Genomic DNA, 23218 nt, shown 5'->3' with positions numbered 1-23218 from the left:
GGGAGGTCGCCGCCTCAGTTTGATGCTCAGTTGGCGCCGATGCCGGTCTTCATCTTGGCGACCGCGGCGTCCGCCGGGAACACGGTGACGAGGTTGCCGCCCTGCCACTGCATCAGGAAGGGCACGGCGCGGGTGTTCTGGCCCTGCTCGGAGAACTTGGCGCCCCAGCCGGTCGAGGTCTGGCCGACGGGGATGTCCACCGCGAGGACGGCGGCGCGCACCTTGTCGGCATCCGTGCTCTTGGCGCTGGCGATGGCGTCGAAGAACACCTTGGCGCCCATGTAGTTGGCGAGCGAGTGGCCCGAGCGCGGCTCGATGCCGTACTTGGCCTTGTACTTCGCCGCGAACTCGGTGATGCCCGGCGCCGCCTTGGGGTTGGTGTTGTACTGGGTGAAGTCGACGTCCAGGGCGCCTTCCATGTTCTCCGCGCCCACCGCCTGCATGGTGTCACGGGTGGAATAGCCGCCGCCGGCGCCCATCACCGCCTTGGGCTTGTACCCCTGGTCCTTCATCTGGCGGAAGAACAGCACGGTGTCGTTCTGGTAGGAGGTCTGCAGCACCACGTCGGCACCCGAGGACTTCAGGCGCAGGATGACGGGGGTGAGGTCCACCGACTTCGCCGAATAGGGCAGCACCTCAACCACGTTGAGGCCCTTCTCCTTGGCGCGGGCCTTCTGATAGCCGGACACCGTCTGCCCGTAGAGGCTGTCCTCGTGGATGATGCCGATCTTCAGGTCGCCGGGCTTGGCGTTGAGCGCCGGGGCGATGGCCTCGATGATCGAATCGACCATGCGGTTGGCGAAGTCGCGCGCCGTGGCGTTGGTGCGGAAGACGTACTTGAAGCCGCGCTCGGTGATGGGATCGGAAATCGCGCCCAGCTCGAAATAGGGGATGTTGGCGAGCTCGGTCACCTGTGTCGCAGCCAGCGACAGGGACGAGGAATAGGTGCCGAAGATGGCCGAGACCTTGTCCACCGAGGTCAGGCGCCGCGCTTCGCCGACCGCCTGGTTGGGATCGACCGCGTCGCCCTTGATGAACTCGATCTTCTGGCCGTTGAGGCCGCCGGCCGCGTTGCGCTCCTCGACCGCCAGCTCGAAGCCGCGGAAGCTCTCGTCGCCGAGCAGCGCGAGGGTGCCGGAAAAGGGATAGAGGGCGCCGAACTTCACGGTGCCCTGCGCCGCTGCCGGCAGGGTCGTGGCCATCGGCACGGCAGCAAGCATGGCGGCGGCGAGCGCCGCCCGCGCAAACAACTTCATGGTTTCCTCCCTCCGCCGACCCCGGTTCGGGCCGGGCGATTCAAACCGTTGCTCGGGCACGGTTTTCGTGCCCTTCGGCTGCGGTCCGGCGTGGCGGCCGGCCCGTCTGGCGAGGCGGATAATGCAGATAACCAAGTTGCCTGACAAGTACGACCTATGTATTTTCCTCGCCGACCAGAACGCGCCGTGATGAGGGCGCCGCCGGGACCGGGCGCGGCCGAAAAGGCCGCCGCCGACAGGTGCCGGAAAGCCTCGCAGAAGGCGCAAGGGAGGAAACCGGTGGCAGAGATTTCCAAGACGATGCGACAGGTCCGCTTTGCGGGCGCGGGCGGTCCCGAGGTGGTGACGGTCGAGACGGCGGATGTGCCGCGTCCCGGCCCCGGGCAGGTGCTGGTGGAAGTGGTGGCGGCGGGCGTGAACCGGCCGGACTGCCTCCAGCGCGCCGGCAACTATCCCCCGCCTCCCGGCGCGACCGATGTGCCCGGCCTCGAGATCGCCGGCCGCGTGGTCGCGCTGGGCGAGGGCGTCACCTCCCCGAAGATCGGCGACGAGATCTGCGCGCTGGTGATCTCCGGCGGCTATGCGGAATACTGCATCGCCGAGGCGCCGCTCTGCCTGCCGATCCCGAAGCCGCTGTCGCTGCTGGAAGCGGCCGGACTGCCGGAGAACTACTACACGGTCTACGACAACGTCTTCACCCGTGGCGGTCTGAAGGCGGGCGAGACCATCCTCATCCATGGCGGGTCGAGCGGCATCGGCTCCACCGCCATCCAGCTTGCCCATCATGCCGGCGCGCGGGTCATCGCCACGGCGGGCTCCAAGGAAAAGTGCGACTTCTGCCTGTCGCTGGGCGCCGACGCGGCCATCAATTATCGCGAGGGCGATTTCGTCACCGAGGTGAAGGCGCTCACCGACGGCAAGGGAGTCGAGGAGATCCTCGACATGGTGGGTGGCCCCTATGTGGCGCGCAACCTCCAGGCCCTCGCGGTGGAGGGCCGCCTCGTGCAGATTGCCTTCCTGCAGCCGAGCGAGGTTACCATCGACCTCATGCCGGTCATGCTGAAGCGCCTGACCTTCACGGGCTCCACGCTGCGCGCCCGCCCGGTGGCGCTGAAGAAGGCCATCGCCGATCTGCTCATGCGGGACGTGTGGCCGCTGCTCGACGCCGGCAAGGTGAAGCCCTTCATCCACGCCACCTTCCCGTTGGAGCAGGCACGGGAAGCCCATGCGCTGATGGAATCGAGCGCCCATCTCGGCAAGATCATGCTGGAGACCGGCCGGTGAGCGCGCGCGTCGCTTTCGTCACGGGCGCTGGTCGCGGCATCGGCCGCGCCCAGGCGGATGCCCTCGCCGATGCGGGCCTCGCCATCGCCTATGTGGACCACGATGCGGGTCTCGCGAACGAGGCCGCCGAGGCCGCGATCGCGCGCGGCGCCGCCGCCATCGGCCTTGCCGCCGACGTCTCCGACTACGCCGCCGTCGCGGCCGCCGCGGAGGCTGCGGCTGCGGCGCTCGGGCCGGTGGAGGTGCTGGTGAACAATGCCGGCATCTCGCCCAAGAGCGGGGCGGACGGCCGCCGCTCGGAAGCCTGGGAGATGCCGCCGGAGGAATGGCGGCGGGTGATCGACGTGAACCTCACCGGCGCCTTCAACTGCGTGCGGGCGCTCTCGCCTGGCATGAAGGCGCAGGGCAGGGGGCGCATCGTCAACATCGCCTCGGTGGCGGGGCGCACCTATTGCGACATCGTGGGCGTCCACTATGCCGCCTCCAAGGCCGCGCTCATCGGCTTCACCAAGCATCTGGCGGGCGAACTCGGGCCCTACGGCATCACCGTGAATGCCATCGCCCCCGGCCGCATCGACACGCCCATGATGCGTGGCACCGCTTCCACCGCCAACGAGGCGGTGCGGCTCTCCACCCCGCTGCGCCGCCTCGGCCAGCCGGAGGAGGTGGCGGCGACCTGCGTGTTCCTCACCTCCGAGGCCTCGGCCTTCGTCACCGGACAGGTGGTGGACGTGGCCGGCGGCTGGCTGATGACCTGAGGCGCATGATGATCGACTTCACCGGCAAGACCCTGTTGATGACCGGCGCCAACGGCGGCATCTCCCGCGCCATCGCGCGGGTGTTCTTCGATCTCGGCGCGAATTGCGTGCTCACCGATCTCGACCTTCCCGGCGTCTCCGCGTTCGCGGCGGAGCTGGATCCCACCGGCACCCGCGTCCTCCCGCTCCGGCAGGACGCGGCGAAGCCGGAGGAGGCGAACGCGGCGCTGAAAGCGCTGGCGGATCGATTCGGCGCGCTGGACGTGCTCGTCACCTCCGCCGGGCTCTACCGCGAGCGGCGCGTGGGGGACATGAGCGATGACTATTGGCGCACCGGCATCGCGGTGAATTTGGACGGGGTGTTCTACACCTGCCGCGCCGCCATCCCGCACTTCGCGGAGGGCGCGTCCATCGTCAACGTCGCCTCCATGGCTGGTCACAAGGGCAGCGTCGGCCATGCGGATTATGCGGCGGCCAAGGGCGCGGTGCTGAATTTCTCGCGCACGCTGGCGCAGGAACTCGCACCCAAGGTGCGGGTGAATGCGGTGTCACCCGGCCTCATCGACACGCCCATGGTGCGCCCGCTGATGGCGGCCAACGGCGGGGCGCTGCTCGCCAATACGCCGCTGAAGCGGCTCGGCACGGCGGAGGAGGTGGCGCGCGTCGTCGCCTTCCTCGCCTCCGACTGGGCGAGCTTCGTCACTGGCGAGACAGTGCACGTGAATGGTGGTCTCTATATTGCGAGCTGAGCCGAGGGGCGCCGCACCAGCAGCGGCACCCCACCCACACGGCCGGCGGAGGTGAGGACACAAGGATGGCGGACCCCCGCGAAACGCCCCGCGCGACGCCCCGCGATATGCCGCGCGACATTCTCGGCCGCGCGCCCTCGCTCGCCGACACGCTTGCCCAGCGCCTGCGCGAGGAGATCGCCTCCGGCCGTCTCCAGCCCGGCGAGAAGCTGCCCACCGAGCACCAGATGTCGGAGACCTACGGCGTCAGCCGCCCCATCGTCCGCGAGGCGGTGGGCCGGCTGAAGCACGATGGCCTCGTCACCAGCCGGCAGGGGGCGGGGGCCTTCGTCGCCGATCCCGGCGCCGCCTCCTCCTTCCGGCTGGAAATCGCCGATCTCAGCGACCGCGCGGAGATGAGCGCCATCGTCGAGCTGCTCATGGCCGTGGAGGCCAACGCCACCGCCCATGCCGCCGTGCGCCGCTCCACGGACGATCTCGGCCGCATCCATGACCAGCTCGAGGCCATGCAGGCGGCGGTCTTCCGCGGCGAGCCGGGGGTGGACGAGGACATGGCCTTCCACCGGGCCATCGTCGAGGCCACCGGCAATCCCTATTTCCGCGACCTCTCCCAGTTCCTCGACCACCGGGTGCGCCACTTCATCCGCACCGCCCGCGCCAACACCGCCCGCCTCGGCGGCCTCGCCCAGGCGGTGCAGGACGAGCACGTGGCCATCTTCACCGCCATCGAGCGGCAGGACGCCGACGCCGCCCGCGCCGCCGCCGAGGAACACCTGCGCAACGCCGCCACCCGCCTCGCGCTCTATCTGAAGCCGTGAACCTGTCCCGGAACGGGACGGAAGCGCGCGCAGGCCGGGACGCAGCAGGAACGGGGCGTGACCGAATCGGTCGGGGGCTGGTTTTCGGGGTTTGTTCGCAAAACGCTGCGCTTGCCGGGGCCGCGCGCTGTTCTGCCGTCCCGAAATGGGACAGCGGCTCGGCCAGCCGTGCACGCAGCGGGAACGGGGCATGACCGAATCAGTCGGCGGCCGGGTTTCGGGGTTTGTTATCGCTCCGCGTCGCGCCCGGCCTCGCCGCCGTCGTCTTCCCGGCGAGATATTAGCTCCGTCGCAGCCTACCTCACTGGCGGTCATGCCCGGGCTTGTCCCGGAAGTCGGCTTTTGCCGACTTCCGTCCGCCAGAACGGAACCCGCGAACACGCGGGTTCCGGGCATCCACGTGGAGCGGCTGGGGACCATCATCCGATTAATGCGCTTTCGGCCCGACGTGGATGGCCGGGACAAGCCCGGCCATGACGGTGGGATAGCGGCTGGCGCGCAATCCTCTGTCCAGAAATGGCACATTGGTTCGGGCCCCCCGCGCACGCAGCGCGAACGGGCCGTGACCGAATCAGTTCCCGCCCGCTTTTCCGGATTTGTTCGCTATCGCCGGCCCACGGCCCGGAAGCCGGCCTCCCCGGCTTCGGCATCGAAGAGATAGTCGAAGGCGTTCAGCGCCCGCACGGTGGTGTTGACGAAGGGGGGCCGGTCGCCACGTCCGACCAGCACGACGCGCTCCGGTGTCACCGGATTGCTCCGGTCGCCCACCGTGAAGCTGTAGGCCGGCACCGGCTGGCCAGTGCCCGGCGATATGGCGAGGCTGGCGCCGTCCGCCACCACCCGCCCGCCGCGCAGGCCGGGCACGGCAAGGCCATCCGTCTGGGCCGGCGGAAGGGTCAGGTACATGATGGAGACGCCGGTATCGAGCAGCAGCGTGCCGCAGGCGGCGGGGGTCTGGCCGTTGAGGGCGAGGCAGGTGGGGATCGGCTGCCAGTCGCCGGTGGCCGCATCGCTGCCGAGCTTCACCTTGCTGAAGGCTGCGCCGTCGCCCTTCGCCAGACCCACCTGCACGCCGCGGCGCGTCACCACATAGCCGCGCTTGAAATCGGCGGTGCCGGTCCCTGCCTGTCCCATGCCGGCCACGTTCAGGAAGGGGTTGCGCCCCGGCCCCGCGCCCGGCTGGCGGTCCTTGGCGCGGGCGAAGCCGATGCCGAGCATGGAGACCCGGCGGGGCGCATCCATGGGGCGGCAGTTGCGGGCGTTGCGCAGGCAGTCGATGCGCGTCACAGCCAGCACCGGAATGGGCTGGGTGGTGACGCTGGTGCCGTCCGCCCCGGCCACCGTCACCGGCACCATCACGTTCACCCCGCGCATGATGCGGCCGGAGGAGGTGTAGGTGAGCTCGCCCGGCCCCAGCGGCGTCAGCTGGTCGAAGCCGGGGATGGCGCTTGCCGAGACGACCACGCCGGTGGAGCCGGTATCCATGATCGCGCGGCGCGCCGGCCCGCCGTTGATGGACATGGAGAGCGTCGGCGGCCGGAGGATGGGCGCGCCGTCGGCGGGCGCGTTGAGATAGGGCAGGAAAGCCGGCTGCTGCGCGAAGGCGGGCGTGGCCAGCAGGGAGAGGAGAAGGAGCGTGGTGGCGCGCATGGGCTTTTCCTCAGCTTGTGCAGTGATTGTTGCGGCTTGGCCGGAGGCGGTCGCTTGCGTGCGATTTTCCTCACCCTAATCTCGGTGTCGACTTACCGGGAGAGAAAACATGCGCCACGAGATTTCCGGAACGACGCTGCCCGTGCTCACGCTCACGCTGGCGCCGGGCGAGACCGTGCTGGCCGAGACGGACCGCCTCTCCTGGATGACCTCCAACGTCGCCATGCACACCACCACGGCCACCGGCGGCTCGACCGGCTTCTTCGGTGCCATCGGCCGCGCGCTGGGTGGGGGCGGGCTGTTCATGACCGAGTTCACGGCCGAGGGCGGCGAGGCGCTGGTGGCCTTCGCGGCTACGATCCCCGGCAGCATCTTCGAGATGCAGGTGGCGCCGGGGCGCGGCTATCTCGTGCACCGTCACGGTTTCCTCGCGGGCGCGCCGACGCTCTCCATCGGCGTCGGCGTGCAGCAGACGCTGGGGGCTGGCGTGTTCGGCGGCGACGGCTTCATCCTCCAGCACCTCACGGGGGAGGGCTCGGCCTTCATCGAACTGGGCGGCGAGATCGTCAGCTATACGCTGCAGCCGGGGCAGGACCTGCTGGTGCATCCCGGGCATGTGGGCATGTTCGAGGACAGCGTCTCCTTCGAGATCACCACCGTGCGGGGTGTGAAGAACATGCTGTTCGGCGGCGATGGCCTCTTCCTCGCCCGCCTCGCCGGGCCCGGCACAGTGTGGCTCCAGTCGCTCACCCCGTCCAAGCTCGCCCACGCGCTCCAGCCCTATCTGCCGGCCGGCGAACGGCGATAGCTTCGGGGCGCCAGCTGCGATCGGGGCGTCGGCCCCGCTCAGGCGACCGTGGCCAGTTCCTCGGCGATGAAGTCCACGAGGCGCGCGCCGCCCTCGGTGGGCGTGCCCACATTGTCGATGGTGAGGTCGGGCGCCACGTCCAGCTCCGGCGCGCGGGCGAGGCGTTCGGCGATGTCGTCGGCGCTTTCGCGGCCGCGCATGGCGAGGCGGGCGGCGCGCACCGGCACCGGCGCCGTCACATGCACCACCCGCACCCGTGCGAAGCGGCGGCGCGCTTCCGGCAACGTGGCGCGGGAGCCGTTGGCCACCACGACACCCCCCTTCGCGATCACCTCCGCCACCTCCGGCCCAAGCGCATAGCTGAGCCCGTGCGCCCGCCAAAAGAGGGGAAAGCGTCCTTCGGCCAGCAGCGCGTCGAACTCGGCTTCCGACAGCGTGCCGTGCGCCTCCCCCGTGCCCGAGGGCCGGGTGACGAGGCGGCGGGCGAACAGCACGTGCGGGTTGCTCGCAAAATACGCGCGGGCAATGTCGATGAGGGTGTCCTTGCCGGCGCCAGAGGGGCCGACCACGAGGAGCAGGGTGCCGGGGCCGAATGTGTCGCCGGCCGCATCTTTCGTCATGCCACGCGCCGTCCTTCCCGCCACACGCCCTTCACCACCGGCATCTCGCCGGCCAGCGTCACCCGCACGAGGTCGGCGCGACGGCCAATGGCGATCTCGCCGCGATCGGCAAGGCCCGCCACCTCGGCCGGGGCCTTGGTTATCATCCGCACCGCTTCGGGCAGGGCGATGGACGGCACCCGGCGGGTGAGGTCGAAGGCCGCCCACAGCAGGGATGAGGGCACGTAATCCGACGAGAGGATATCGAGCCGGCCGCCACGCGCCAGCGATTCCGCCGAGACGTTGCCGGTGTGAGAGCCGCCGCGCACCAGGTTCGGCGCGCCCATCAGCACGCGAATGCCGGCCTCGTGGGAGAGGCGCGCGGCCTCCTCGGTGGTGGGGAATTCGGCGATGGCGACGCCGTCGCCGATGGCCTCGGCCACATGTTCGGGCGTGCCGTCGTCATGGCTGGCGACCACGCAGCCATGGGCGTGGGCGAGGGCCACCAGCCCGGCGCGGTTGTCGCGGGCGTAGCGCGCGTGGAAGTCGAGCCGCGAGGTGACGATCACGTCCATCTCCTCGGCGCTGATGCCGCTCTTCTTCATGTAATAGGATCGGAACTGGTCGATGGTCGCAAACTGCCGCTGGCCCGGCGTGTGGTCCATGAGCGAGATCAGGTGCACGGGCGTCTTTTTCAGGATCGCCTCGGCGTCTTCCACCACCGTGTCGGTGGGGATTTCGCAGCGCAGGTGGATGAAATGCTCGGCGCGCAGCGCCTCGGCGGCGCGGGCCGCCTCCAGGGCGGCGATGAGGAGCGGGGCATCCCCGTCCATGCCAACCGCCTTCTTGTCGGGCCACACGCGCAGGGAGTCAAACACGGTCGTGATGCCTGAGGCGGCGATCTGCGCATCGTGGGCCAGCATGGCGGCGAGGGGGTTCCAGCGCACCTTGGGGCGGGGGGCGAGGTGGCCCTCCACATGGTCCGTGTGCAACTCGACGAGGCCGGGGAGGAGATAGTCGCCCCCCATATCCTCCGCACCCGCGGGCGCGGTGCCGGTGCCGATGGCGGTGATGGTGCCGTCCGTCACCGTGACGTGGCCGGAAACGATCTCGTCAGCGAGGACGAGACGGGCGTTGGCGAAAACCTGTTCGGTCATTGGCGGGGCTCCGGACTCAGGCTTCGAAACGGGTGACGTCCACCACCCGGTCGGCGACGGCCTCGCGGGTCTCGGCGTCGTGGAAGATGCCCAGCAGGCCGGTACCCGCCTCTTTCTTCTCTCGAATGAGGTCGATGACCACCTGCCGGTTGGCGGCGTCGAGCGAGGCGGTGGGCTCGTCCAGCAGCAGCAGCGGCTGGGAGCCGATGAAGCCGCGCGCCACATTCACGCGCTGCTGTTCGCCGCCGGAGAAGGTGGCGGGCGGCAGCGTCCACAGGCGCTCGGGCAGGTTGAGCCGGGCGAGGAGCGTGCCGGCGCGAGCTTTCGCGGTCTCCTCGTCCACGCCCTCCGCGCGCAGGGGCGCCGCCACCACGTCGAGGGTGGAGACGCGGGGGATCACCCGCAGGAACTGGCTGACATAGCCGACGCGGGCGCGTCGCAGGGCCAGCATCTGCCGCGGCTCGGCGCCCGCCACCTCGGCGAAGGTGTCGCCATCGGCGATGCGCACGGAGCCGGCATCGATGCGGTAATTGCCGTAGACCATCTTGAGGATGGAGCTTTTCCCCGCTCCCGACGGCCCGCCCAGCGCCACGCACTCGCCGGCGCGGACCTCGAAGGTGACGCCGGAGACGACGGGCAGTCTGAGCCCGCCTCGCAGGTGGAGCGTGAAGCTCTTGGCGAGGGCTTCGACGGCGAGGAGGAGGCCCTGCGTGTCCCGGCCCAGCGCCGACGCATTGCCTTTACCAGCCGTCATGCGCTCTGCGGCAGTGGACGCGAGGGCGCCAGAAGAAGAGATCATCATGCCGCAAGCACCGAGGAGACGAGGAGCTGGGTGTAGGGCTCGCGCGGGTCGTCGAGCACCTGGTCGGTGAGGCCCTGCTCGATCACGCGGCCGGACTTCATCACCATGATGCGGTGGGAGAGCAGCCGCGCCACCGCGAGGTCATGGGTGACGATGACCACCGCGAGGCCGAATTCCTCCACCAGTTGCCGGATGAGATCGAGCAGGCGCGCCTGCACCGACACGTCGAGGCCGGAGGTGGGCTCGTCCATGAAGACGAGCCGGGGGCGGGTGACGAGGTTGCGGGCGATCTGCAGGCGCTGGCGCATGCCGCCGGAGAAGGTGCGCGGGTCGTCGTCGATCCGCTCGGCGGCGATCTCCACGCGGGCGAGCCAGTCGGTGGCCTCGCTGCGGATGTTTCCATAATGGCGCCAGCCCACCGCCATCAGCCGCTCGCCCACGTTTCCGCCGGCCGAGACCGCCATGCGCAGGCCCTGCTCCGCATGCTGGCGCACGAAGCCCCAGTCGGTGCGCAGCAGCAGCCGGCGCTCGGCTTCCGAAAGGGTCGCGAGATCGCGGGTGGCGCCGTCCCGCATGCGGTAGGTAACGCTGCCGGCGGAGGGCGCGAGTTCCGTGGAGAGGAGGCCGAGCAAAGTGGACTTGCCGGAGCCGCTCTCGCCCACGATGGCGAGCACCTCGCCCTCGTGCAGGGTCAGGTCCACGTCGCGGCAGCCGAGGCGGTGGCCGTAATATTTGGCGAGGCCGCGGGCGGTGAGGAGGGGGATGTCAGTCATGCCACGTCTCCGGGTGGCTGCCGTCTCCCCTCTCCCCTTGCGGGAGAGGGGTCGGGGGTGAGGGGGCCGCGGAGCTGGCGACGCCAGCGGCTCCCAGGTCGTCCGGACACCCCCTCACCCCATCCCTCTCCCGCAAGGGGAGAGGGGGTGCGGCGGTGCTCGCGGCATAAGGCGCGCTCATGGTCCCCGTGTGCCCGTCCGCCTGGCGGGTGGCGCAATGGTCTGTGTCGGAGCAGACGAACATGCGCCCGCCCTTGTCGTCGAGGATCACCTCGTCGAGATAGACGCCCTTGGCGCCGCACAGGGCGCAGGGCTCCTTGAAGGCCTGCACCTTGAAGGGGTGATCCTCGAAATCCAGCGACACCACCTGCGTGTGGGGCGGGATGGCATAGATGCGCTTCTCGCGGCCGGCGCCGAACAATTGCAGGGCGGGGCTGTCGTTCATCTTGGGATTGTCGAACTTCGGGATGGGGGAGGGATCCATCACGTAGCGGCCCTCCACCTTCACCGGATAGGCGTAGGTGGTGGCGATGTGGCCGTGGCGGGCGATGTCCTCATAGAGCTTCACCTGCATCAGGCCGTAATCGGCGAGGCCGTGCAGGCGGCGCGTCTCCGTCTCGCGCGGTTCGAGGAAGCGCAGAGGCTCGGGGATGGGCACCTGGAAGACGATGGTCTGCCCCGCCTTCAGCTCCGCTTCCGGGATGCGGTGGCGGGTCTGGATGATGGTAGCGTCGGGCGTGCGCGTGGTGGTGGCGACGCCGGCCGTGGTCTCGAAGAAGGTGCGGATGGCCACCGCATTGGTGGTGTCGTCCGAGCCCTGGTCGATCACCTTCAGCACGTCGTTCGCGCCGAGGATGGCCGCCGTCACCTGCACGCCGCCGGTGCCCCAGCCGTAGGGCATGGGCATCTCGCGCGAGGCGAAGGGCACCTGATAGCCGGGAATCGCGATGGCCTTCAGGATGGCCCGGCGGATCATCCGCTTCGTCTGCTCGTCGAGATAGGCGAAATTGTAGGTGATGGCCGGCATGGACGAGGCGGCGGCATTCGCGGGCGCGGTCATTCGGCGGCCTCCTTCATGTCCTCGGAGCCGGGATCGCGCTCGGCCGCCGCGCGCATGCGGCGGATGAGGTCGAGTTCGGCCTGGAAGTCCACGTAGTGCGGCAGCTTGAGGTGCTCCACGAAGCCGGTGGCCTGCACGTTGTCGCAATGGGAGAGGACGAATTCCTCGTCCTGCGCGGGGGCGCTCTTCTCCTCGCCCAGCTCCTTGAAGCGCAGCGCGCGATCCACCAGCGCCATGGACATGGCCTTGCGCTCGGACTGGCCGAACACGAGGCCGTAGCCGCGGGTGAACTGGGGCGGCTCGGTGGCCGAGCCCTTGAACTGGTTCACGCTCTGGCACTCGGTGACGGCGATGTCGCCGAGGGGCACGGCAAAGCCCAGCTCCTCCACATGGAGGCTCACCTCCACCGTGCCGAAGCGGATTTCGCCCACGAAGGGATGGGTGCGGGCATAGCCGCGCTGGGTGGAATAGCCGAGCGCGAGCAGAAAGCCCTCGTCCCCCCGCGCCAGCGCCTGCAGCCGCAGCGGCCGGTCGGCGGGGAAGGAGAGGGGTTCGCGGGTGAGATCGCGCGGCGGCGTGCCGTCATCGGCCGGGGAGGGCTCGATCAGCCCTTCGCCGCCGAGCAGGTCGGTGACGCGGGGCATGGGAGTGGCAGGAGTGGCTTCCCTCTGTTCCTCCCCCTCCCCCCAGCCCTCTCCCGCGGGGGGAGAGAGGGCGGGCTGGTGCGATTCGTTCGCATCGCTCGCCTTGGTCGCTAGCCGCTCGTCCATCAGGCGGTGGGTGTAGTCGAAGGTGGGGCCGAGCACCTGCCCGCCGGGCAGGTCCTTGAAGGTGGCGGAGATGCGCCGTTCTATGTGCATGGCGCCCGTATCCACCGGCACCGAGGCGCCGAAGCGGGGCAAGGTGGTGCGGAAGGCGCGGGCGAGGAAGATGGCCTCGATCAGGTCTCCCCGCGCCTGCTTGATGGCGAGCGCCGCCAGCTCCCGGTCATAGAGGGAGCCCTCGGCCATCACCCGGTCGACGGCGAGGGAGAGCTGGCCGGCGATCTGGTCGAGCCCGATCTCCGGCACGCTCTCCTCGCCCCGGCGGCGCTTGGCGAGCAGCGCGTGGGCATTGCGGATGGCGGCCTCGCCGCCCTTCACGGCCACGTACATGGATCAGTCCTCCATCACGGGCGTCACCGAGCGCGGCAGGCCCATCACGGACCCAAGTCCGTCGGGCCCTTGCGCGGTGAGGATGAGGTCGATGCCGAGCGGGTAGAGCGCCCGGTTGGCGGCGAGCCGCGCCGGCAGGTCGGAAGGCAGCGGCGCGGCGGAAAAGCTGCGGCGGCCCTTGATACCGGGGCCTTCGAGGGTGATCGCGCCGGCAGCAAAGGACTCGACCTGCACGATCAGCGTGGCCGAGCGGTCCGGATAGTCCGGCTCACCCTGGGCGAAGACGCCGAAATCGGGCAGCGCCGCGCCATCGGCGAAGAGGGCGAAGCGCGCTGCGGCAGGGTCGTCCACCACCGGCGCGCCGGTGTGGAAGCGCAGGAAGGCGGCGACCGACGGAGAGGCGGAGAGCGCCGCGTCGAGGAACACCGGCGTCTCGTAATCCAGCAGCGCGAGGGCGCAGGCGGCGGCCTCGCGGGTCAACGGCGCGGGCGGATCGAGATCGCTCGCCAACGGCACGGGCAGGCCCGGCTCGGCCATGGCGCGCATCACCGCGGCAAAGCTGCGCTGGGCGTCGTGGACCGGATCGGCGAAGCCGGCCGAGAGGGGGACGACATGGGGCGTCGCGAGGGCGGGGGCGGCCATCAGTCCTCTCCCCGCGCCATGGTGAAGAAATTGACCTTGGTGGCCTCGGTCTCCGCCGCCGCCACGGCCGCTTCCACCGCGAGGCGCCGCCGCACGGGGGTGAGCGCGTCCGTGACCGCGAGGCGCAGCGCCTCGTCCTGCCACAAGGCATCGAGGATGGCGGCGGCCTCCGCTTTCGCCGGGTCGCGGCCGAGCAGGTAGGAGACGCCGGTGGCACCGCCCGCGAGCTGCACGGCGGCGCGGGTCACGGTCGCCTCGCCGAGGTTGAAGGGCGCACCGTCCCCGCCCGTGCGGCCCTGCACCATGATGAGGCCGGCTTCCGCCGGGCGCAGCCTCTTGAGCTGCGGCAGCGGCTGAAAGCGCTCCACGGCGGCCTGGAGCTCGGCGCGGGTGGCGCGGGCGTAGAGACCCATCATGACCTCCCGTGCGGCCTGCTCCGCAGCGGGATCGGAAACGGCGGCGATTTGCGGCTCGATGCCGGGCGGATCGGACCTCACGGGCAGCCTCCAGATGTCCTGCACCCCTGGCGCAAACGGGCGAGCGCTGCCGCGGGGCCTTGCTGGACATAGTTTGTATAATAGTCTATACAAATGCGCAAGACGGTATCTGCGCCCTCGGTGCTGTCCTTGGGCGGATGGGGAGGCAGGAATGTCTGGTGCGCCGCGCAGTCTCGCCGCCGAGGGTCACAGCCCGATGACGGAGGACGACACCGGCGCGGCGCCAGCCGGTTCCGTCGCGCGCGGCAGCGGCGTCACCCTCTGGCGGCAGATCGCCGAGAAGCTGGAGGCCGACATCCTCGCGGGCGCGCTCGCGCCGGGCGCGCGCCTGCCGGTGGAGGCGGAGCTTGCCGAGCGCTTCGGCGTCAATCGCCACACCCTGCGCCGCGCGCTCTCCCATCTCTCCGAGGCCGGGTTGATCGAGGCGACGGCGGGCCGGGGCACCTTCGTGAAGGAGCCGCCGCTGCGCTATCCCATCGGCCCGCGCACCCGCTTCTCCGAGATCGTGGCGGCGGGCGGGCGCGAGCCGTCCGGCCGGTTCCGCGGCTCCACGGTGGAGGCGGCGGACGCGGACGTGGCGCGCGAGCTGCAGCTTGCCATCGGCACGCCGGTGCTGCGCATCGAGACCACCCACGAGGCGGACGGCGTGCCCATCTCCTGCGGCTCGGCCTGGTTTCCCGCCGCCCGCTGCCGCGACCTCGACCTCATCTATGCTGCCACTGGCTCGCTGACGCGGGCGCTCGCGACGCTCGGCATCGAGGATTTCCGCCGGCGCGAGACGCGCATCACCGCCCGACCCGCCAATCCGCGCGAGATGGATATTCTCTCCCTCGCCCCCGGCCGCGCCGTGATGGTGCTGGAACGGCTCGATGTGGAGGCCAACGGCAAGCCCCTGCAATGGGGCCGCTCTTCCTTCGCCGCCGACCGGGTGCAGCTGGTTTTCAAGCCCTAGGTGCTTGCGTCAGCCCAATCGTTTGCGCGAGAAATAGGTATCCGAAGGAGGTCTGCCCCATGGCCGTCGTCGCCGATGAAGCCGCCCTGCGCCGTCTCTATGGCTCTGCCGCGGGACGCAGCGTCGCCAAGCAGCTGGACCGGCTGGACCGCCATTGCCGGCACTTCATCTCTCTGAGCCCGTTCGTGCTCATCGCCACGGCCGATGCCGCGGGCGCCGCCGATGTCTCGCCGCGCGGCGATGTGCCGGGCTTCGTCGCGGCACGCGAGCGGGAGCTCCTCATTCCCGACCGTCCCGGCAACAACCGGCTGGATTCCCTCACCAACATCCTCGCCACCGGGCAGGTGGGCCTGCTCTTCCTCATTCCCGGCGTGGACGAGACCCTGCGGGTGAACGGCAACGCCTTCATCCATGACGACCCGGAGCTGACGCGCCTCTTCACCGTCGGCGGCAAGGCGCCGCGCACGGTGCTGCGGGTGGAGGTGAAGGAGGCCTATCTGCACTGCGCCAAGGCGTTCATGCGCTCGCGCCTGTGGGACCTCGAGGCGCAGGTGGAGCGCACCCAGCTGCCCACCATGGGCGAAATGCTGCGCGACCAGATCGCCGGCAAGGACGCCGCCTCCGCCTTCGCAACCGACGCGCCGGAGAGCCAGGCCGAGATGGTCGCGCGCTATCGGGAGATTCTGTACTGACGGCGGCCGCTTCTGCCTGGGTTTGTCATGCCCCGGCTTGTCCGGGGCATCCACTCCTCCGCCGGGACGGGTGCGTGAACGCTACACACCGCTCGGGCCCCGGAGTGGATCCCCCGCACAAGGCGGGGGATGACTGTGGAGTTTGACTTTCAGCTCACCCGATGCGCGACTTGCCGATGATGGCGAAGCGCAGGCGGGAGGAGATGAAGTCGATCACCGCCACCATGATGAGCATCATCAGGATGAGGAACGACACCTTCTGCCATTCCAGCACGCGGATCTGCTCGGCGAGATGCAGGCCGAGGCCGCCCGCGCCGACGATGCCGACGATGGTGGACTGTCGGGCGTTCGACTCGAAGTAATAGAGCAGCTGGCTCGCCAGCACCGGCAGCACCTGCGGCAGCATGCCGAAGCGCACCGCTTCCACGGGCGAGCCGCCGGTGGAGACGACGCCCTCCACGGGCTTTCGATCCAGAGCCTCCACCGCTTCGGAGAACAATTTGCCCAGTTCGGCGAAGCTTGCGGTGGCGATGGCGAGGATGCCGGCGAAGGGGCCGAGGCCCACCACCGTCACATAGATCAGCGCCCAGATGAGGCGGTCCACACCGCGTACCGTATCGAGCACGCGGCGGACAGTGAAATGGGCAAAGATGTTGGGGATGACGTTCTTCGCGGCAAGGAAGCCGAAGGGGAAGGCGATGATGGCGCCACCCAGCGTGCCGAGAAAGGCGATGGCCAGCGTCTCGCCCAGAGCGTGCATGTAGAGCGGAAGCTGGGTGCCCGGATCGGGCGGCACCATCAGCGTGAGGAAGTGCGCGAGCTGCGCGATGCCCGTGCCGAGCCGGTCGAAATTGAAGCCCAGCTGCCAGAAGCCGAAGGCCGCCACCGCCAGCGCCGCCGCGATCGCCCCGAGCGTGCGCATCCGCGCGCCGGGCGAGGGGGCGAGCGCGCCGGGGTGGTCGGCGGCGAGCCGCGCCCGCGCCGCGTGGGTGAGGGTGATGCGCGCCCGACTCATCGCTGCCCCTCCCAGCCGAGCAGGCGGTGGCGCACCTGCTCCGTGACGAGGTCGATGATCATCACGGTCGCGATGATCAGGAGGAGGATGGCGGAAACGTCCGAATAGTAGAATTTGCGGATGGCCTCCACGAGATCCTGCCCGATGCCGCCGGCGCCGACGAAGCCCATGATGGAGGCCTCGCGCACGTTGATCTCGAAGCGCAGCAGGCCGTAGGAGGCGAAATTGGAGAGCACCTGCGGCACCACGGCGAAGCGCACGGTGGTGAGCCAGGAGGCGCCGGAGGCGGTGGCGCCCTCCACCGGCTTCATGTCGATGTTTTCCACCACCTCGGCATAGAGCTTGCCAAGCGCGCCCATGGTGTGGATGGCGAGCGCCAGCACGCCGGGCATGGGACCGAGGCCGAAGGCGATCACGAACAGCAGCGCGAACACCAGCTCCGGGACCGTGCGGCAGAATTCCAGGAAGCGGCGCGCCCCGAGGCGGATCCACGGGCTCTTCACCAGATTGGCGCTGGCGAGGAAGCAGAGGCAGAAACCGCCCACCGCCCCGATGAGCGTGCCGAGGTAGGCGATCAGGATCGTATCCAGCAGAAGCTTCAGCCAGTGGTCGACGTTCCAGTACCACTCGGCGAGATCGGTGCCGAGGGTGTCCCAGTGAAGGACCGGCGTGATGCTCCAGAAATAGTTGGGCAGCCGGTCGGCATGGGCGAGGAACACCGCCGGCTTCACCTCGCCCATCCAGGCGGCGAGGACGATGCACACGGCGATCACGGCGAACACGACGAGCGTATGGCGCTGCCGCGCCCGGACCGCCGCATCGTAATGCGCGATCAGGGGGGCGATCTGCTCGTCGGGCAGCCGGGTGATGGCGTGGGACACGGGAGCCTCTACCTGTTTCTCCCCTCTCCCCTTCCGGGAGAGGGGCTGGGGGTGAGGGGGTCGTGGGGCCGCGTGGTGCGCGGCGCCCCTCACCCGTCTCGCGGCTGCGCCGCGATCCACCCTCTCCCGCAAGGGGAGAGGGGAAAATCCGCTCAGCTCTTCTTCTTGCGCAGCTCGTCCACGAACTTGTTCAGTTCGATGATCTGCACGTAGGCCTCGTTGTCGATGGGCTGCCAGGGCTGCTGCTTGCCTTCATAGATCTTGTCGAAGGCGGCCTTGTCGTTCTGCTGGATCGAGAAGAAGGCGTCGCGGATCTTCGCCTTCAGGTCGGAGGGCAGGTCCGAGAGATAGGCGTAGGGCGAGTTCACGATCAGGTCGGACTTGTAGATGATGCGGAAGTCGTCGTACTTCGCCATCCCCTTGCGCTCCATGCGCTTGAGGTTGGATTCCTGCTCGTCGTTCCACCAGTTGAAGGCGGCGTCGCAGGTGCCCTGCTGCACGGCGATCACGGCGTTCTCGTGCGAGCCGGCGTAGACCACCTTGCCGAAGAAGTCGTCGGGCTTGAGGCCCATCTTGTTCAGGGCGAAGCGCGGCACGTTGTTGCCGGAGGTGGAGTTGGGATCGACCAGGCAGAGGTTCTTGCCCTTCAGGTCCTCGATGGACTTGTAGGGGCTGTCGGCCTTCACATAGAGCACCGAATGATAGCCCTTGGTGCCGTCGAGGTTTACCTCGATGGCGAAGGCGTCGATCTTGGCGCCGGTCATCAGCGCGCGGGCGAAGGAGGAGGGGCCGTAGGAGGCGATCTGGATGTTGCCGGCGCGCTGGCCCTCGATCACCGCCGCATAGTCGTTGGCGATGCGCAGCGTCACCTTGGTGCCGAGCTGCTTGGTCAGGTAGTCCATGAGCGGCTGGAAGCGCTCGGTCACGCCCGAGGCGTTCTCGGCGGGGATGATGGCGAACACCAGCTCGGGATACTTCGCCTTCCAGTCCTGCGCGGCGGCGGCGCCGGCGGACATCACGAGCGCGGCGGCGGCCGCGATCAGGCTACGACGGTTCAGCATGTCTCGTGCTCCTGTCGGACGAAATCGAACGTGAACAAGCGGAATTGGCCGGCCCGCCGGAACGGGTCGGCGCGGGAGGCGCGCGCTCAGGCGAGGGCGGCCGCTTCGGGGATGCCATCTTCGGCGGTGACGGGACGCCGCGCGGGCGTGTCCATCACCTCGCCGGCCTCGAGGCCGTAGAGATCGTGCGCCACGTCCTCGGTGAGCGCCGCGGGGGCGCCGTCGAACACCACGCGGCCCTGCGCCATGCCCACGAGGCGGTCGCAATAGGTGCGGGCGAGATCGAGGGAGTGCAGGTTGCACAGCACGGTGATGCCGAAGTGCTTGTTGATGCGCAGGAGCGCATCCATCACGATCTTGGTGTTGCGCGGATCGAGCGAGGCGATGGGCTCGTCGGCGAGGATCAGCGCCGGCTCCTGCGCCAGCGCGCGGGCAATGGCCACGCGCTGCTGCTGGCCACCGGACAGGCTGTCGGCGCGCTGCGCGGCAAGGGAGGCGATATCGAACTGGTCGAGGGCGGAGAGGGCGATGGCCCGGTCGTCCGCGCTCCAGCTCTTGGTGAGGGCGCGCCAGGCGGGCACGGTGGCGAGGCGGCCCATGAGCACGTTGGTCAGCACATCCAGGCGGCCGACCAGATTGAACTGCTGGAAGATCATCGCCGCCTCGGCGCGCCACTGGCGCAGCGCGCGGCCCTTGAGGGCCGTCACGTCCCGCCCCTCGAACGAGATGCGGCCGGCGGAGGGATCCTGCAGGCGGTTCACCATGCGCAGCAGCGTGGATTTGCCGGCGCCGGAGCGGCCGATGACGCCCACAAAGGCGCCTTGGCCGATCTGAAGGTTCACGTTGGACACGGCCTCCTTGTCGCCGAAGCGTCGGGTGAGGCCCTCGATCACCAGCATCCGGAGGCTCCCAGAGCACGCGACGGCCAGCTTGCAGGGCAAGCCGGCCGGGCAGCGCGGTCCTGATCCACTGGCCAGCGAAGATCGCACGGCTCAGGCCGCATTGATCGCTCACCAGCGCGTCGAAGCCATCGATAGCGCTGCTCCGCAACACCCGTATGACGATGGGCGGATCATGGCCGAGGTGCACGCGGCGTGCCTCGTCCAAGCTGTCTGGGTCAGGTTGGCGGGGGTGGCGCGGTCCATGCGCGGGCGGCATGTGACGCGCGGTTTATGACGGCGCGCGTCGGCGCGTCGGGCGGGATGTCAACGGCCTGTCATGAACGGGGGTCAGAAGGGGCAGAGGTATCCGGAGGTGCGACTGCCCGTATCTCAGGCCCCTGAAACGAGCGGCGCCGGGGAGGTTGGCTCCCCGGCGCCCTCGATCGACCGGACCCCGGTTGTTTCTATTGTCGGGTCCCCGAGGGCGGTGTCGGGTCTTGGTCCTCAGACCAGACCGAGCAGCACAGCGCCAACGAAGCCGAAGGCCGCGCACGTCTCGATCACGGTGAGGAGATGGCCGAATGTCACCTTGTGCCTCGCAGGGTCGATCTCAATAGAACCTTAACAAACTCTCAGACTGCGAAAAGAGGTAAGTTGTGCTGCATTGCCGCTGCAAAGTGTTGCAGCGCATGACTTTCCGCGGTCCTCAGGTCGTCAAGTCGAGCCCCCTTCTACGCTTTCCCTTCCGCTGCGGCGCACGGTACGCAGCGGTGGAATACTGCATTTCAGGCGGTAATGGCGGCTTCCACGAGGTTGGCGACGGCCAGAGCCTGCCGGTCGCGGCCGAAACGCCCCACCACCTGCACGCCAACGGGCATGCCGTTGGCGGCGGAGAGGCCCGCCACGTTGATCGCCGGACAGCCCATCAGCGTCCACAGCCGGTTGAAGATGGCCGAGCCGGTGGTGGCGAATCCCTCCGGCGCGGGGCCGGGGGCGGAGAAGGTGAGGAGCGCGTCCACCTCCGCGAACACGTCGCCCAGCACATGCCGCGCCCGCTTCGCCGTGCGGCGGGCGCCGTCATAAAGGTCCGGCGGAATGGCGCGGGCGGCCTCCAGATGGCCGCGCAGGAGCGGGGAGAGGCGGTCGCCGTCATAGGCCCACTCATCGCCTAGGGAGAGCGCGGCCTCGAAATCCTGCACCGTGCCGTGGATGGCGTCGGCCGCCTCCAGCGCCTCGGGCAATTCGAGATCGAAGATGCGGGCGCCCCTCGCCTCGGCGGCGCGGGCGGCGGCCTCCAGCGCGGCGTGGGCGTCCGGCGAGGCGGCGCTGGCGCGGGCGGTGCGCACGATGGCGATGCGCGGCGCCATCGCGGCCTCCTCGCCGATATCGAGGCCTCGCCCGGCGATGGCGTCGGCGGCGAAGGCCACGTCCCGCACCCGCGCGCCGAACAGGCCAATCGTGTCGAGGTGCCAGGAGAAGGTCTTCATGCCCAGCGTCGGCAGCAGGCGGAAGGTGGGCTTGTAGCCGGTGACGCCACAGAAGGCCGCCGGGCGGATCACCGAGCCGCCGGTCTGGGTGCCGAGCGCCAGCGGCAGCATCCCCGCCGCCACCGCCGCCGCCGATCCCGCCGAGGAGCCGCCCGGCGAGAAGGTGAGGCGGCGCGGGTTGCGGGTGCGCGTCGGCTGGAGAAAGGCGAATTCGGTGGTCTCGGTCTTGCCCACGATGAGGCCGCCGGCCCGGCGCGTCATGGCCACCACGGGCGCGTCGGTGCGCGGGCGGTAGCCTTCGTAGATGGGGCTGCCGTAGGTGGTGGGCATGTCCCGCGTGTCGAGGATGTCCTTCACCCCCACCGGCAGGCCGGCGAGCGGCGTCGCGGCAAGGCCCGGCGCGCGGGCGGCGGCGCGGGCCTGATCGACCGCGAGGGTGACGAAGGCGCCGACCTCGCCTTCGCGGGCGGGGATGGCGTCTGCCACTTGTTCCAGCACGGATTCCGGCGTGGTGCGGCCGGAGCGGATGGCGTGGGCGAGATCACGGGCGGACAGGGGGGACGGCAGGCTCATGCGCTCACTCTGGGGCATCGAAGGGCCGCCACCATGCGCAAGGCGGGGAGCGGAGGCAATGGTGGGGAAGGGGATCGCTGGGGGACGGGGAGGCTGCACCAAACCGCCGTCGTCCTCCGGCTTGACCGGAGGACCCACCGTGCCGGTTGCGCCGGCGGCGGGATGGGCCCTCCGGTCAAGCCGGAGGGCGACGGCAGTCGGGTGAATTCGACGCCACCCCTTACCCCAACTTCAGCACTCCGGCACATTCACCGCGAGGCCGCCCTGGGACGTCTCCTTGTATTTGGACTGCATGTCCGCCCCCGTCTGGCGCATGGTCTCGATGACCTGATCCAGCGAGACCAGATGCACCCCGTCCCCCCGCAGCGCGAGGGAGGCGGCGGCGATGGCCTTGTTGGCGCCGAAGGCGTTGCGCTCGATGCAGGGGATCTGCACCAGCCCGCCGATGGGATCGCAGGTCATGCCGAGGTGATGCTCCATGGCGATCTCGGCGGCATTCTCGATCTGCGCCGGGCTCGCCCCGAGCACGCAGGCGAGCCCCGCCGCGGCCATGGCGGCGGCCGAGCCCACCTCGCCCTGGCAGCCCACCTCAGCGCCGGAGATGGAGGCGTTGCGCTTGATGAGCGCGCCCACCGCCGCCGCCGTCAGCAGGAAGTCGCGCAATTGGGGGTGGGTGGTGTCCGGGCAGATGTCGCGCACATAGCGCAGCACCGCCGGCACGATGCCCGCCGCGCCGTTGGTGGGGGCGGTGACGATGCGCCCGCCCGCCGCATTCTCCTCGTTCACCGCCATGGCGAAGACCGAGACCCAATCCATGATCTCGTGCGGCGGCCGGCGATTGGCGAGCCGGTCCGCCTCCAGCTGGTCGCGGATGGCCTTCGCCCGCCGCCGCACGCGCAGCCGGCCGGGCAGGGTGCCCTCCTGCGCGAGGCCGCGATCGATGGAGGCGAACATGGCGGCGAGCAGCGCATCCAGCTTCTCCTCCACCTCGTCCGCCGGGCGCAGCGCGCATTCGTTCGCCATCTGCAGGCCGGCGATGGTGAGGCCGGTGCGGGCGCAGGCGGAGAGAAGCTCGGAGGCCGTGGCGAACGGGTGGGGCACCTCCGCCGCCTCCGGCTCGCGCGCCTCGCCCTCGGCCACCACGAAGCCGCCGCCGATGGAATAGAAGACCTGTTCGCCGATAAGCGTGCCATCCGCCCCAAAAGCGCGAAAGCGCATGGCGTTGGAGTGCAGCGGCATCAGCGTATCGAAATCGAAGATGAGATCGGCCTCGGGATCGAAGGCGATGCGCGCGCCCGCCACCTCGATGGATTTGCGGATGGTGAGCCGCGCCACCAGCGCCGGCACGTCGTCCGGGTCCAGGGTCTCCGGCCGCGCGCCCATGAGGCCGAGCGCGACGGCGCGGTCGGAGCCGTGGCCCTTGCCGGTCCAGGCCAGCGAGCCGAACAATTCGGCGGTGATGCGGGCGGTGCCGGCGGGCAGCGCCTCCCGGAAGCGGCGCGCCGCCACCATCGGCCCGACCGTGTGGGACGAGGACGGCCCGATGCCGATCTTGAACAGGTCGAACACGCTGGTCATCCGGCGCCCTCCGGGGTCGGCGGCCTATTCTATCGCTGTCTCAAGGACTTGTCGCGCCCGTCTTGACCCGTCGACGCACCGGGGCGAAGCT

At 69.8% G+C, this 23218-nt stretch carries 22 protein-coding genes and 1 pseudogene; 7 read left to right on the top strand and 16 right to left on the bottom strand.

All coding sequences use genetic code 11. From position 1 onward, the window contains the following. Nucleotides 1-26: 26 nt before the first annotated feature. Nucleotides 27-1256, bottom strand: a complete 1230-nt coding sequence (locus tag ACT54R_RS17465) for an ABC transporter substrate-binding protein (RefSeq protein ID WP_476328375.1) — start codon at nt 1254-1256, stop codon at nt 27-29. A 300-nt stretch (nt 1257-1556) separates the two neighbouring features. Between ACT54R_RS17465 and ACT54R_RS17460 the strand changes: the two genes are divergently transcribed. The 4 genes from ACT54R_RS17460 to ACT54R_RS17445 all read left to right on the top strand — a co-directional run bounded on the left by ACT54R_RS17460 (nt 1557) and on the right by ACT54R_RS17445 (nt 4865). Beyond that, nucleotides 1557-2540: an NAD(P)H-quinone oxidoreductase gene (locus tag ACT54R_RS17460; protein ID WP_210254515.1), complete on the top strand. Its 984-nt coding sequence runs from the start codon at nt 1557-1559 to the stop codon at nt 2538-2540. After that, nucleotides 2537-3298 carry an SDR family oxidoreductase gene (locus ACT54R_RS17455; RefSeq protein WP_476328373.1) on the top strand — a complete coding sequence of 254 codons (762 nt, stop codon included), beginning with the start codon at nt 2537-2539 and terminating at the stop codon, nt 3296-3298. Before ACT54R_RS17460 ends, ACT54R_RS17455 begins: the two co-directional genes overlap by 4 nt. 8 nt (nt 3299-3306) lie before the next feature. Next, nucleotides 3307-4047, top strand: a complete 741-nt coding sequence (locus tag ACT54R_RS17450; RefSeq protein WP_476328371.1) for an SDR family NAD(P)-dependent oxidoreductase — start codon at nt 3307-3309, stop codon at nt 4045-4047. A 65-nt stretch (nt 4048-4112) separates the two neighbouring features. Beyond that, complete coding sequence (locus tag ACT54R_RS17445) at nt 4113-4865, top strand: FadR/GntR family transcriptional regulator (RefSeq protein WP_476328369.1); 753 nt, start codon at nt 4113-4115, stop codon at nt 4863-4865. A 603-nt stretch (nt 4866-5468) separates the two neighbouring features. On the opposite strand, the gene ACT54R_RS17440 is transcribed toward ACT54R_RS17445, so the two are convergent. Beyond that, nucleotides 5469-6515 (bottom strand): hypothetical protein, encoded by a 1047-nt coding sequence (locus ACT54R_RS17440; RefSeq protein ID WP_476328367.1) that lies wholly within the window; start codon nt 6513-6515, stop codon nt 5469-5471. Between the two features lie 109 nt (nt 6516-6624). Here ACT54R_RS17440 and ACT54R_RS17435 point away from each other — a divergent pair, with 109 nt between their 5' ends. After that, nucleotides 6625-7323: a TIGR00266 family protein gene (locus ACT54R_RS17435; RefSeq protein WP_476328365.1), complete on the top strand. Its 699-nt coding sequence runs from the start codon at nt 6625-6627 to the stop codon at nt 7321-7323. Nucleotides 7324-7361: 38 nt separating this feature from the next. Here the strand turns inward: ACT54R_RS17435 and phnN are convergent, their stop codons facing one another. From phnN to phnG, 8 genes and pseudogenes are all read right to left on the bottom strand, one after another. After that, the gene (phnN, locus tag ACT54R_RS17430) at nt 7362-7943 is read right to left on the bottom strand and encodes a phosphonate metabolism protein/1,5-bisphosphokinase (PRPP-forming) PhnN (RefSeq protein WP_476328363.1); all 582 of its coding nucleotides are present in this window, start codon (nt 7941-7943) and stop codon (nt 7362-7364) included. After that, on the bottom strand, nt 7940-9079 hold the full coding sequence (locus ACT54R_RS17425) for an alpha-D-ribose 1-methylphosphonate 5-triphosphate diphosphatase (protein ID WP_476328361.1): 1140 nt from the start codon (nt 9077-9079) through the stop codon (nt 7940-7942). Before ACT54R_RS17425 ends, phnN begins: the two co-directional genes overlap by 4 nt. 16 nt (nt 9080-9095) lie before the next feature. Further along, entirely contained in the window at nt 9096-9833 is a 738-nt protein-coding gene (gene phnL, locus ACT54R_RS17420) for a phosphonate C-P lyase system protein PhnL (RefSeq protein WP_476329213.1), read from the bottom strand. Nucleotides 9834-9877: 44 nt separating this feature from the next. Beyond that, the gene (gene phnK, locus ACT54R_RS17415; protein ID WP_476328359.1) at nt 9878-10654 is read right to left on the bottom strand and encodes a phosphonate C-P lyase system protein PhnK; all 777 of its coding nucleotides are present in this window, start codon (nt 10652-10654) and stop codon (nt 9878-9880) included. Nucleotides 10655-10817: 163 nt separating this feature from the next. Next, nucleotides 10818-11681, bottom strand: a pseudogene (locus ACT54R_RS17410) (alpha-D-ribose 1-methylphosphonate 5-phosphate C-P-lyase PhnJ); the annotation flags it as partial. 29 nt (nt 11682-11710) lie between these two features. Continuing rightward, nucleotides 11711-12868, bottom strand: coding sequence for a carbon-phosphorus lyase complex subunit (locus tag ACT54R_RS17405; protein WP_476328357.1), 1158 nt, complete (start codon nt 12866-12868; stop codon nt 11711-11713). Nucleotides 12869-12871: 3 nt separating this feature from the next. Continuing rightward, nucleotides 12872-13510, bottom strand: coding sequence for a phosphonate C-P lyase system protein PhnH (phnH, locus tag ACT54R_RS17400; RefSeq protein WP_476328355.1), 639 nt, complete (start codon nt 13508-13510; stop codon nt 12872-12874). Beyond that, on the bottom strand, nt 13510-14007 hold the full coding sequence (gene phnG, locus ACT54R_RS17395; protein ID WP_476328353.1) for a phosphonate C-P lyase system protein PhnG: 498 nt from the start codon (nt 14005-14007) through the stop codon (nt 13510-13512). The genes phnH and phnG overlap by 1 nt, the downstream gene beginning before the upstream one ends. A 196-nt stretch (nt 14008-14203) precedes the next feature. On the opposite strand from phnG, the gene phnF reads away from it, so the two are divergent. Further along, nucleotides 14204-14959 (top strand): phosphonate metabolism transcriptional regulator PhnF, encoded by a 756-nt coding sequence (phnF, locus tag ACT54R_RS17390; protein WP_476329211.1) that lies wholly within the window; start codon nt 14204-14206, stop codon nt 14957-14959. A 59-nt stretch (nt 14960-15018) separates the two neighbouring features. Continuing rightward, nucleotides 15019-15651, top strand: a complete 633-nt coding sequence (locus ACT54R_RS17385; protein WP_476328351.1) for an MSMEG_1061 family FMN-dependent PPOX-type flavoprotein — start codon at nt 15019-15021, stop codon at nt 15649-15651. A gap of 154 nt (nt 15652-15805) precedes the next feature. Here the strand turns inward: ACT54R_RS17385 and phnE (ACT54R_RS17380) are convergent, their stop codons facing one another. From phnE (ACT54R_RS17380) to ACT54R_RS17355, 6 genes are all read right to left on the bottom strand, one after another. Next, a complete protein-coding gene (phnE, locus tag ACT54R_RS17380; RefSeq protein WP_476328349.1) occupies nt 15806-16666 on the bottom strand; it encodes a phosphonate ABC transporter, permease protein PhnE in 861 nt (286 codons plus the stop codon). Continuing rightward, complete coding sequence (gene phnE, locus ACT54R_RS17375; protein ID WP_476328347.1) at nt 16663-17547, bottom strand: phosphonate ABC transporter, permease protein PhnE; 885 nt, start codon at nt 17545-17547, stop codon at nt 16663-16665. The genes phnE (ACT54R_RS17380) and phnE (ACT54R_RS17375) overlap by 4 nt, the downstream gene beginning before the upstream one ends. Before the next feature lie 152 nt (nt 17548-17699). Further along, nucleotides 17700-18608, bottom strand: a complete 909-nt coding sequence (gene phnD, locus ACT54R_RS17370) for a phosphonate ABC transporter substrate-binding protein (RefSeq protein ID WP_168459132.1) — start codon at nt 18606-18608, stop codon at nt 17700-17702. Between the two features lie 86 nt (nt 18609-18694). Then, nucleotides 18695-19507: a phosphonate ABC transporter ATP-binding protein gene (gene phnC / locus ACT54R_RS17365; protein WP_476328344.1), complete on the bottom strand. Its 813-nt coding sequence runs from the start codon at nt 19505-19507 to the stop codon at nt 18695-18697. 767 nt (nt 19508-20274) lie between these two features. After that, nucleotides 20275-21549: an amidase gene (locus ACT54R_RS17360; protein ID WP_476328342.1), complete on the bottom strand. Its 1275-nt coding sequence runs from the start codon at nt 21547-21549 to the stop codon at nt 20275-20277. 231 nt (nt 21550-21780) lie between these two features. Next, nucleotides 21781-23127, bottom strand: coding sequence for an L-serine ammonia-lyase (locus ACT54R_RS17355; RefSeq protein WP_476328340.1), 1347 nt, complete (start codon nt 23125-23127; stop codon nt 21781-21783). Between the last annotated feature and the right edge of the window lie 91 nt (nt 23128-23218).

It is taken from the genome of Xanthobacter sp. DMC47 (genome assembly GCF_056313845.1).
The sequence above is the reverse complement of the archived record's forward strand: the minus strand, read 5'-3'. Positions and strand labels throughout refer to the sequence as shown.